Genomic DNA, 265 nt, shown 5'->3' on the forward strand with positions numbered 1-265 from the left:
CTCATTTTATTTTCTCCTTTCCAGCCTCCCCACACTCCCTCCATTCTTTTCCTTCTTCACTCTCGCACCCTTCATCTTCCCTCCTCTCACCACACATCCTCCTTCCTCCCTCCTCTTCGCCTCCTACTCCTCTCCTCATCTCTCCTTCTCCGCTCTTTCGCCCACATCTTCTTCACACACCTCTCGCACTCACACATCGCTTTTCACATTTTTCTCACATTCAGCCCACTTCCTTCTCCTTCATTCACGCCCTCGCGCGGCCGGT

The 265-nt window shown here is 52.8% G+C and carries 1 protein-coding gene; it reads right to left on the reverse strand.

The window, feature by feature from the left end; all coding sequences use genetic code 11:
• Position 1: 1 nt before the first annotated feature.
• Positions 2-139, reverse strand: coding sequence for a hypothetical protein (locus KVT39_RS36955; protein WP_217591485.1), 138 nt, complete (start codon positions 137-139; stop codon positions 2-4).
• Positions 140-265 lie beyond the last annotated feature (126 nt).

The sequence above is a fragment of the Burkholderia sp. GbtcB21 genome, assembly GCF_019091065.1.
GTDB classification, from domain to species: Bacteria; Pseudomonadota; Gammaproteobacteria; order Burkholderiales; family Burkholderiaceae; genus Burkholderia; species Burkholderia pyrrocinia_C.

Bases quoted from the DNA above. Each gene is read 5' to 3' on its own strand.
- KVT39_RS36955 (WP_217591485.1), bottom strand. From the start codon at position 139: ATGAGGAGAGGAGTAGGAGGCGAAGAGGAGGGAGGAAGGAGGATGTGT.